Below are 9,562 nucleotides of genomic sequence, written 5' to 3'. Positions count from 1 at the left end.
TTGCCGGCGTTTCGAAGACGAAGACGCAGCGCTTGCTCGGGACAACCGGCAGTTCGGCGCCGGCCATCCTGGCGATGCCCGCGCTCCACGGTCCGGCCGCGTTGATCACCGTGCCGGCGGCAAGCCGGTCGCCATTGTCGAGCACCACTTCGCCGACCTTTTGGGGAGACGCCATGGTCAGTCCGGTCACCGTCGCGGCAAGATAGTCCACGCCCTGCGTGCGCGCCTTGCGGCGAAAGGCCTGCATCAGGCCGGGGCCGTCGAACCAGCCTTCGCTGCCAAGGCCGAGCGAGCCAAGGGCGAGATCGTCCGTGTTGAGCCACGGGAAGCGTCGTGCCAGATCGACCTGCTCGATCAGTTCGGCGTCGACGCCCATGCCGCGCTGAACGCGGTTCTTGGCACGCTGCGCGTCTGCCCGCTCGGGTGTCGCCAGCACGAGGTAACCGGGCTCATGCAGGCCGATGTCGGCCAACTCGTCGCCGATGGCAAGCCGCGTCTTTACCTGGCGCAGGAAGTCGATGCTGAACTTCGACATGGCAATGTTGGGCGCCGTGCCGAACTGCTGGCGGATGGCGCTGGTCGACAAGGAAGACGAGGAGGCCGTGTAGTAGGGGTCCCGCTCGATCACCGCAATACTGCCATCGAAATCCGGATTGGCTGACAGGAAATAGGCGATCGAGCTGCCGACAACGCCGCCGCCGACGATCACCACATCATAGTTCGTGCCCATTCCAATCGTGTTCCCTATCTCGAATGTCATACGCGGCGATGAAGGATTGGATACTTTCCTCTATCGACCCACCACTGGAATGAGACATAACCCGGTCTTCGATGCAGAAAAAGGGGTTTGACGCGAAAATCAGAATACATTATCCAATTTTCACCAGATATCACCTGCCCGGCAACGTCGCGGCAGCCATGACGAGGATTTCCCGTGGGCCTCATCGCTCCCCGTCTTGACGTCATCAAGCCAAGCCCCAGCATGGCGGTCACCGCGCGGGCAATCGAAATGCGCTCGGCCGGCATCGACGTCATCAGCCTGAGCGCCGGCGAGCCGGATTTTCCAACGCCTCCGCACATCGTCGAGGCGGCCTACGAGGCGATGCGCAGGGGTGAAACGCGCTATACGGCGGTCGACGGCACCGCCGCGCTGAAGAAGGCGGTGGCCGGGAAATTCAGGCGCGAGAACGGCCTCGATTACAAGCCTTCGCAAATCAGCGTCGCGGGTGGCGCAAAGCAGATCATCTACAACGCCCTGCTGGCAACGCTGGCCCCCGGTGACGAGGTGGTCGTCCCCGCGCCCTATTGGGTTTCCTACACCGACATCGTCCTGCTCGGCGAAGGCAAGCCCGTGGTCGTTCCTTGCACGGAGGCGCAGGGCTTCAAACTGACACCGCAAGCCCTGCGAGCCGCGATCACCGGGCGCACCAAATGGCTGCTGCTCAACACGCCTTCCAATCCGACTGGCGCCGTCTACAGCCCCGACGAACTTGCCGGCCTGGCCGGGGTGTTGCTCGATCACCCGCATGTGCACGTTCTGACCGACGACATCTACGAGCATATCCTGTTCGATGGACGTACCTTCCATACCATCGCCGGCGTCGAGCCGAGGCTGAAGGACCGTACGCTGACAGTGAATGGCGTGTCGAAGGCCTATGCCATGACCGGCTGGCGGATCGGCTATGCCGGCGGGCCGGAACCGCTGATCCGCGCCATGGCCACCGTGCAGAGCCAAAGCACGTCGAACCCGTCATCCATCTCGCAGGCCGCGACCATTGCCGCACTGGAAGGTCCCCAGGACTTTCTTCGCCCTCGGGCGCTCGAATTCCAGGCTCGGCGCGACCGCGCTCTGGAGCTGCTGCGCAAGATTCCCGGCCTTACCTGCCAGACGCCCGAGGGCGCCTTCTATCTCTATCCCAATTGCTCGGCCCTGATCGGCCGTCGTCGCCCCGACGGCACTCCCATCGGCAGCGACGATGATTTCTCGCTTTACCTGCTCGATCAGGCGCGGGTCGCGGTGGTGCAGGGCTCTGCCTACGGGCTGTCGCCGCATTTCCGCATTTCCATAGCCACGTCGATGGATCTGATCGAAAAAGCGATCGGGCGAATCGCCAAGGCTGTCGAAGCGCTGCGATAGGGTCGGCGATGGATCTCGACTTCGTCCAGAAGCTGATCGAATTTGTCTCGCGTTCGCCCATTGCCGAACTGGAGATCGAGCGCAATGGCGTTCGCATCCGCATGTCCAGGCAGATGGCGCCGGCGCAATCCGCGTCGCAAGCGCAATCTGCGTCGCAGTCGGGGCCAGCCGCCGTCCCTGCCGTCTTCACAAATCCGGCTTCGACATCTCCGCCCATCGCACGCTATTCGATCCGCGCGCCGCTGACGGGCGTGTTCTACCGCTCCGGCACCGAAGGTGAACCGCCGCTCGCTTCGGTTGGCGATATGGTCGTGGAAGGGCAGAAGGTTGGTGTCCTCGAAGCCATGAAGACGTTCAATGTCGTGGAATCCGATCGCGCTGGGCGGATCGTCCAGATCGCGTTCGACGACCATGCCGCGGTGCAGTCCGGCGATGTGCTGTTCGTTCTCGAAGATTTGGGCTGAGGCGATGTTCGACACCGTCCTTATCGCCAATCGTGGTGAAATCGCGCTGCGCATCCTGCGCGCCTGCCGCGACCTCGGATTGAAGACGGTGGCGGCGCACTCGGAAGCGGATGCGAGCCTTCGACATGTCGCGCTGGCGGACAGGGCGATCTGCATCGGACCGGCGGCCGCGACGGAGAGCTATCTCAACATCGCCGAGATCATCGCGGCCGCGCAACTTACCGGCGCCGGCGCGATCCATCCGGGCTATGGTTTCCTCTCGGAAAACGCCGCCTTCGCCGAGGCTGTTGAGAATGCCGGTCTCATCTTCATCGGGCCGTCCGCGGCGGCGATCCGCACCATGGGCGACAAGGTCTCCGCCAAGCGCACGATGATCGCCGCCGGCGTTCCCTGCGTTGCAGGGTCGGAGGGTGCGCTGCCGCAGGACGAGCAGGCAGTGCGCGCCATTGCCGAGGCCATCGGCTATCCGGTCATCGTCAAGGCAGCGGGCGGCGGCGGCGGGCGCGGCATGCGCATCGTGCGCGAGCAGCACGCCCTGATGGAAGCCGTTTCAATGGCGGTGAAAGAGGCGGACCGGGCGTTCGGCAACCCGCAAGTCTATCTGGAAAAATTCCTCGAGCATCCGCGCCATATCGAGATCCAGATTCTGGCGGACAAGCATGGCAGGGCGGTCTGGCTCGGCGAGCGGGATTGCTCCATGCAGCGCCGCCACCAGAAGATCATCGAGGAGGCGCCGGCGCCCGGCATCGCCCGCGAGGCGGTTGCCGAGATCGGCGAGCTGTGTGCCCAGGCATGCCTGACCATCGGCTATACAGGCGCGGGCACATTCGAATTCCTCTACGAGGACGGGCGCTTCTCTTTCATCGAGATGAACACCCGCGTGCAGGTGGAGCATCCCGTCACGGAACTTGTCACCGGCATCGATATCGTGCGCGAGCAGATCCGCATCGCCCGGGGCGAACCCCTGTCGTTCAGCCAGGAAGACATCCGCATCCAGGGCCACGCCGTCGAATGCCGCATCAACGCTGAAGATCCATACAGCTTTCGCCCGCATCCGGGCCGGGTCGAGCGCTGGACGCCGCCCGGAGGTCCCGGAATCCGCGTCGAATCGCATCTCTACTCCGGCTACACCGTCCCGCCGCACTACGATTCATTGGTGGCCAAGCTGCTGGCGCATGGCGTGACGCGAGCCGAGGCGATCCGGCGCATGAGCGGCGCGCTGGGCGAGATGGAGGCTGTCGGCATCGCCACCAACGCGCCGCTGCACGGCCTCCTGATGGACGAGCCCGGCTTCGCTGCCGGCGGCTTCGATATCCATCATCTCGAACGTCTCATTGAAGGCGGTCTGCTCCAGGGACGAGGCGGCGATGACGATTGAGGAGATCGAAAGGCTGGCCGCCTGGTGCGCTAGCGCCGGCATCGGCGAGATCGAAGTGTCGGAGGCCGGCTTTTCGTTGCGCCTGCACATGCAATCCGTTGTTGCCTCGACACCCCTGGCCGAAGCCCCGAAGGCCGAAACGGCCTTCAAGGGCGTGCGCGCGCCCGGCGTCGGCGTGTTCCGTCTCGATCACCCGACGACCGGTCGCCCGATCGCCGAACCTGGCCAGACGGTTCGCAAGGGCGAGACGGTCGGCGTCCTGCAGGTCGGCCAATGCCTGAAGGCAATCGTTGCGCCGGCAGACGGTGTGCTGGGTGCAGCGCTGATCGAGGACGGAGCGGTCGTCGGCTACGGCACGCCGCTCTACGGGCTGGTGTGAAGCAAGGCGATGGTTCGAACCACTGAGGAAAGCGCCATGGCGGCCCAAGGATTGCAGGTCGATATCAATTCCGACATGGGCGAGGGTTTTGGAGCCTACAGGCTCGGCGACGATGCGGCGATCCTCGACATCGTCAGTTCCGCCAATGTGGCCTGCGGCTTTCACGCCGGCGACCCCGAGATCATGGCGGCCACGTTCTCGATGGCGCGCGACAAGGGCGTTGCTGTTGGCGCGCATCCGAGCTTCGCCGATCTGTGGGGGTTCGGACGCCGCATCATTCCGCATTCCATGGATGAGATCGAAAGGCTGGTCGCCTACCAGATCGGCGCGGCGCAGGCGCTTTCCGCCTATGCCGGCCACCCGATCCGCTACGTCAAGGCGCATGGCGCGCTAGGCAATCTTACCCAGACCGATCGTGGCGTCGCCGAAGCGGTGACGCGCGCGGTCAAGGCCGTCGATCCCGGCCTGATCTGCCTGGCCATTGCGCTCGGCTTCCAGGACAGGATCGCGCGCGACGCGGGCCTGACGGTCAGGTCCGAAATCTTTGCCGACCGCGCCTATACGGAGGAAGGCTTTCTTGTCTCGCGCAAGCTGGAAGGCGCTGTCATCCACGACGCCGAGAAGGCGGCAGAACGGGTCGTGCGGATGGTCAAGCAAGGCGCCATCGAGACGCTTTCCGGGCAGATGCTGCAGACGCCGATCGATTCGATCTGCGTCCACAGCGACACGCCGGCAGCCGTCGCCATCGCCGCGCGCGTTCGGCGACGGCTGGAGGCGAGCGGCGTCAGGGTCAGAGCGTTCGCGGCCTGAGCACGGCCGCGTCCGTTTCAGAACCAGACGTCGCTGAGGCGATGCCCGCGTGGATAAGGGTCCGTCGGGTCGAGGCCATATTGGCCGATGCTGGTGATCCAGGCTTGTCCGGCGATGGTGACCACGACAGCGTCGCGATCGCCGAGGCGCGTATTGGCGATCACGCGGGAATCGAAATGGGTCCCGATGATCGATCTGTTACGGAACAGCTCGCCCTTGACGATCTGCCCCTTTGCCGACATCACCGCCAGCCGCCCGGTGGTGCCGGTGCCTGTCGGTGAGCGGTCGAGCCTGCCATGCAGGCACACCGTGCCGTTGACGCTTTCCACGCGCCCGTCGACGCGCTCGATCGGACCTTCGAAAATCACGTTGGACACGTCGCGGATCTTCGGGTTCTCCGGATGCACGACCTTGAGCTGTTCGTTGACCGCCTTCTTGATGCGTTGGCCCATCAGCGACATCTGGTGGGCCTCGTCGGGTGTTATGGAAAAGCCGAGTGCGCGCGCATTGACATGGGCGAAAGTCATGCCGCCATAGGAGGTGTCGACGGTGATCGTGCCGAGCCCTTCCACCTCGACATGCGTGTCGAGGTGGAGTGCAAAAGCCGGTACATTGGTGAACTCCACCTGCTTCACCTTGCCGTTCTCGCAGAGACAGCGCACCTCGATCATGCCGGCCGGCGCTTCCATGCGCAGCAATGTCTCAGGCTCCTTCATCGGCACCATGCCCGTCTCCAGCGCCACTGTGGCGACGCAGATGGTGTTTGAGCCGGACATGGGCGGGTATTCCGTGCTTTCAATTATGACGTAGCCGAGATCCGCCGAGGGATCGCAAGGCGGCAGGATGATGTTGCCGTTGACGTAGGGCGCACCGCGCGGCTCGAACAAGAGCAGCCCACGAATGTCGTCCATATGCGCTTCGAGATACTCCTTCTTTTCGAACATGGTCTTGCCCGGAACGTCCTTGACGCCTCCGGTGATCACATTGCCGACTTCGCCCTCGGCATGGCAGCCGACGACCGTGAATGTTTTCGTCCAGCGCATTTTTCTCCTCCTGTGATTGGTCTTGGCCCTGGCGATACCGATTCAGACCGCGTCGAGCCCCCGTTCGAGAAAACGATCGAGTTGTTCCATTTCCTGGTGCGATAGGACGATACCGTCGCGCTCCGACGTCTCGCGGGCTAGGAACCGCCTTTGCGAGGGCAGGCGCGCACCCTGGCCCAAGATCGCCTCGAACAGCGCTTCAGCACGGCCCAGCGGATTGCCGGGCCGGCCGGCGGCGAAGGCTTTCGGCGAGAAAGCGATGACCAACTCTCCGTGCGACGGATAAAGCGTCGTGGTGCCAAGCAGCTCGAGCGCCTCGGGGCTGGTCAGGTCGCCGATCATGATCCCGGCGAGCAGTTCGATCATCGTCGCGATGGCCGAGCCCTTGTGCCCGCCGAAGGGAAGCATGGCGCCCGCCAGGGCAGCTTCGGGGTCCGTCGTTGGCCTGCCGTCAGAATCCATGGCCCAGCCTTCCGGCAGCTTCTTGCCTGCCCGGCGGTGGAGCTCGATCTCGCCGCGCGCGGCAACCGAGGTCGCGAAGTCGAAAACGTAGGGAGGCTGCTCTTCTCGCGGCCAGCCAAAGGCAAAAGGATTGGTGCCCAGCAATGGTCCGTTGCCACCGGTCGGAGCGACGGTGGCATAGCTCGGGCACATGGCCAGGCCGGTCAGGCCTGCCTGTGTCAAAGCTTCGACCTCCACCGAAAGGGCGGAAAAATGCACCGCATCGTTGATCGCGAGTGCGGCAATGCCGCACGACCGTGCCCGCTCGATCAGCACCGGCAGACCCAATTCGAAGGCTGGGTTGGCGAAACCATGCTTCGCATCCACTTTGACGAGGGCGGGAGCGTCTTGAGGCAACAACTCGGGCACCGCGTGTGGGCTCACCTTTCCGGCCTTGATCGTCCGCAGGGCGCCTTCGATCCGGTAGATGCCATGCGACTTGCAGGCATCGCGTTCCGCCGCGACGATGACCCTTGTAATGGCGCTGGCCTGAATGGGGTTCAGTCCGGCCTTGCGGAAAATTGCATCGACGCGCTCATGCAGGGCATCGGTGGTGATCGTGGTGTTGGTCATTTCTGGCCTTCGGGCTTGGCTGCGCGCAAACGCTGCCTTTAAAAATCCAGACCACCGGCAAAGGCTCTTAGATCCTGTGCAAGCAAAGCGGGCTGCTCGAGGGCTGCGAAATGACCACCGCGCGGCATCGCTGTCCACTGGCGGATGTCCTTGAAGACGCGCTCGACCCAACTCCTTGGCGGCATCGGCAGCTCTTTGGGGAACAAAGCCACTGCAAGCGGGACGTTGATCGCCGTGCCGGGCGCGAATGCAAGCGGACGGGCGCGCGTTTCCCAATAGAGCCGCATCGACGAAGCGACGGTCCGGGTGAACCAGTAGAGCGAGATGTTGGCGAGCATGTCGTCGCGCGAAAAAGCGGCGTTGGCCAGATCGCCATCGCAATCGCTCCAGTCGCGGAACTTCTCGATCATCCAGGCCGCCAGTCCGACCGGCGAATCCGTCAGCCCGTAGGCAAGCGTTTGCGGGCGCGTCGCTTGAATATGAGCATAGGCGCCATGAAGATCCGCCCATCCGGCTTTCCGTTCCAGGAAGGCGCGTTCTTCCAAGCTCAGGTCGCCATCCGGGCCTGGATCGTGAGGAGGTGAGTATGAGCCGGGGACGAAGTTCAGATGCACGCCGGCGAGACTGCCTGGATGCGCGTGCGCCAGACAGGTCGACACGCTGGCGCCCAGATCCCCGCCCTGGGCGAGATATCGCTCATAGCCTAGACGGCTCATCAACTCGGCCCAAAGATCGGCGACGGTGAACAGGTTGAGGCCAGGCCTGGTCGGCCGGCTCGAAAAGCCATAGCCGGGAATCGACGGGGCCACGACGTTGAAGGCGTCCTCCAGTCTTCCGCCATGCGAAAGCGGATCGGTCAGAAGCGGGATCAGCCTGTGAAATTCGAAGACGCTGCCTGGCCAGCCATGGGTGAGTATGACCGTTCTGTTGGTCGCCACAGCGGCGCGCGCATGGATGAAATGGATGGTTTCGCCGCCGATATCCGTCTGGTAGTGCGGATGGATGTTCCAGGCGGCTTCCTGCTTGCGCCAGTCGAAGCCGGTGCGCCAGTGCTGCATAAGTCGGCGCAGTTCCTCGTGCTCCGTTCCCTGCGCCCAGCCTATCGCCTGCAACTGGTCCGGCTCGCGCCAGGTCGAGATGCGCTTCTTCAAATCGTCGATTTCAGACTGGGCAATCTCGATGGTGAAGGGGCGAATTTTCATGGAGTCCTCTGCTCGCCGGCCATAAGGTTTCGGGCGGCGATAAAGTCGTGACTTTGCTGCCGGTTCGCGCGAAGCGCTTCCGTCGACGCTTTTATCGAGACCGCTGAGAAACGCAGGCGCGCGCCGACCGGCGCTTGCGCCAGCCGCCAGAGGTCGGCTTCGATCACCGTAGCGATCTTCGGATAGCCGCCGCAAGTGTTGGCATCGGCAAGTTGGATGATCGGTTGGCCGGACGGCGGCACCTGGACTGTGCCTGGTACGATGCCGTGCGAGAGCAATTCGAGCGGTGAGAGGAGCGAAAGCGTCTCTCCAGCAAGGCGATATCCCATACGGTTGGCGTCGTCGGTGATGCGCCATTCGCTGCCGGTGAAAGCCGCCTGGGCCTCCGGCGTGAAGGCGTCGAACTCGGCGGCCGGCAGAACCCGCAATTCGATTGCCGAGGCCAAGGCGTCCGCCGCGCCTCGTCGCTCCTCCAGCGCTGCGCCGATGCCGCCCGCGGGAAGGCGGCATTGCGCAGGTTTGAGCGCAAGCCGGTCACCGCGCGACAGGCCGCGTCCAGCGAACCCGCCGAAACCGCCTTTCACATCCGTCGCGCGCGACCCCATGACGGGCGGCAGATCGATCCCGCCGGCAAAGGCGATGTAGGAACGAGCACCGGCGCGCGGCGCCTCGAGGACAAGGGTCTCGCCTGCGCGGATCGTCATGGCCCACCAGGGCGGGCAGGGCCGGTCGCCGATGCTGACGGCGCAATCAGCGCCGGTGATGGCGACGGCGGTGTCGATATGCGCGCGCAGCCGGAACGGATGAAGCGTGACCTCGATCCCGGCGGCCGAAGGATCATTGCCCAGCATGAGATTGGCGATCGCCAGTGCCTGCTTGTCCATGGCGCCGCCATGGCTGACCCCCAGCGCCAGATGACCGGGCCGGCCGAGATCCTGGACCGTGTTCGGCAGGCCGGTGGTGAGGATCTCGATCATGCCTCGATCCCTGCAATTGCGAAGCGAATCTTGTCTCCGGGCCTGAGCAGCACGGGCAATTCCGCTTCGGCCTTGAAGAGCTTCACGTCGGTATGGCC

The 9,562-nt window shown here is 64.1% G+C and carries 10 protein-coding genes; 5 read left to right on the top strand and 5 right to left on the bottom strand.

Features of this window, described 5'->3' with window-relative positions; genetic code table 11:
* Positions 1 to 730 (bottom strand): FAD-dependent oxidoreductase (locus EN906_RS12080; RefSeq protein ID WP_164777157.1); only part of this gene is annotated, 730 nt, incomplete at its 3' end.
* 204 nt (positions 731 to 934) lie between these two features.
* Here EN906_RS12080 and EN906_RS12075 point away from each other — a divergent pair.
* Genes EN906_RS12075 through EN906_RS12055 form a run of 5 tightly spaced genes read left to right on the top strand, consistent with a single transcriptional unit; the run spans position 935 to position 5,168 of the window.
* Positions 935 to 2,137: a pyridoxal phosphate-dependent aminotransferase gene (locus EN906_RS12075; protein WP_127269418.1), complete on the top strand. Its 1,203-nt coding sequence runs from the start codon at positions 935 to 937 to the stop codon at positions 2,135 to 2,137.
* 8 nt (positions 2,138 to 2,145) lie between these two features.
* Positions 2,146 to 2,601 (top strand): acetyl-CoA carboxylase biotin carboxyl carrier protein subunit, encoded by a 456-nt coding sequence (locus EN906_RS12070; protein WP_127269419.1) that lies wholly within the window; start codon positions 2,146 to 2,148, stop codon positions 2,599 to 2,601.
* A 4-nt stretch (positions 2,602 to 2,605) separates the two neighbouring features.
* On the top strand, positions 2,606 to 3,979 hold the full coding sequence (accC, locus tag EN906_RS12065) for an acetyl-CoA carboxylase biotin carboxylase subunit (RefSeq protein WP_127269420.1): 1,374 nt from the start codon (positions 2,606 to 2,608) through the stop codon (positions 3,977 to 3,979).
* Positions 3,969 to 4,358, top strand: coding sequence for a biotin/lipoyl-containing protein (locus EN906_RS12060; RefSeq protein ID WP_127272578.1), 390 nt, complete (start codon positions 3,969 to 3,971; stop codon positions 4,356 to 4,358). Before accC ends, EN906_RS12060 begins: the two co-directional genes overlap by 11 nt.
* Positions 4,359 to 4,394: 36 nt before the next feature.
* Positions 4,395 to 5,168 carry a 5-oxoprolinase subunit PxpA gene (locus tag EN906_RS12055; protein ID WP_127266699.1) on the top strand — a complete coding sequence of 258 codons (774 nt, stop codon included), beginning with the start codon at positions 4,395 to 4,397 and terminating at the stop codon, positions 5,166 to 5,168.
* A 17-nt stretch (positions 5,169 to 5,185) separates the two neighbouring features.
* Here the strand turns inward: EN906_RS12055 and EN906_RS12050 are convergent, their stop codons facing one another.
* From EN906_RS12050 to EN906_RS12035, 4 genes are read right to left on the bottom strand one after another with little or no spacing between them, the layout of a single operon-like run.
* Complete coding sequence (locus EN906_RS12050; RefSeq protein ID WP_127266698.1) at positions 5,186 to 6,211, bottom strand: proline racemase family protein; 1,026 nt, start codon at positions 6,209 to 6,211, stop codon at positions 5,186 to 5,188.
* 42 nt (positions 6,212 to 6,253) lie between these two features.
* Positions 6,254 to 7,285: an Ldh family oxidoreductase gene (locus tag EN906_RS12045; RefSeq protein ID WP_127266704.1), complete on the bottom strand. Its 1,032-nt coding sequence runs from the start codon at positions 7,283 to 7,285 to the stop codon at positions 6,254 to 6,256.
* A 38-nt stretch (positions 7,286 to 7,323) separates the two neighbouring features.
* Positions 7,324 to 8,487 carry an epoxide hydrolase family protein gene (locus EN906_RS12040; protein ID WP_127266697.1) on the bottom strand — a complete coding sequence of 388 codons (1,164 nt, stop codon included), beginning with the start codon at positions 8,485 to 8,487 and terminating at the stop codon, positions 7,324 to 7,326.
* A complete protein-coding gene (locus tag EN906_RS12035) occupies positions 8,484 to 9,464 on the bottom strand; it encodes a biotin-dependent carboxyltransferase family protein (RefSeq protein ID WP_127266696.1) in 981 nt (326 codons plus the stop codon). The genes EN906_RS12040 and EN906_RS12035 overlap by 4 nt, the downstream gene beginning before the upstream one ends.
* Between the last annotated feature and the right edge of the window lie 98 nt (positions 9,465 to 9,562).

The sequence above is a fragment of the Mesorhizobium sp. M7A.F.Ca.CA.004.06.1.1 genome (genome assembly GCF_003999135.1).
Classification (GTDB): domain Bacteria; phylum Pseudomonadota; class Alphaproteobacteria; order Rhizobiales; family Rhizobiaceae; genus Mesorhizobium.
This window is presented reverse-complemented; position numbering and strand designations above follow the sequence as displayed.

Coding starts and splice junctions, on each gene's coding strand:
- EN906_RS12070 (WP_127269419.1), top strand. CDS start 2,146: ATGGATCTCGACTTCGTCCAGAAGCTGATCGAATTTGTCTCGCGTTCG.
- accC (WP_127269420.1), top strand. CDS start 2,606: ATGTTCGACACCGTCCTTATCGCCAATCGTGGTGAAATCGCGCTGCGC.
- EN906_RS12060 (WP_127272578.1), top strand. CDS start 3,969: ATGACGATTGAGGAGATCGAAAGGCTGGCCGCCTGGTGCGCTAGCGCC.
- EN906_RS12055 (WP_127266699.1), top strand. CDS start 4,395: ATGGCGGCCCAAGGATTGCAGGTCGATATCAATTCCGACATGGGCGAG.
- EN906_RS12050 (WP_127266698.1), bottom strand. CDS start 6,211: ATGCGCTGGACGAAAACATTCACGGTCGTCGGCTGCCATGCCGAGGGC.
- EN906_RS12045 (WP_127266704.1), bottom strand. CDS start 7,285: ATGACCAACACCACGATCACCACCGATGCCCTGCATGAGCGCGTCGAT.
- EN906_RS12040 (WP_127266697.1), bottom strand. CDS start 8,487: ATGAAAATTCGCCCCTTCACCATCGAGATTGCCCAGTCTGAAATCGAC.
- EN906_RS12035 (WP_127266696.1), bottom strand. CDS start 9,464: ATGATCGAGATCCTCACCACCGGCCTGCCGAACACGGTCCAGGATCTC.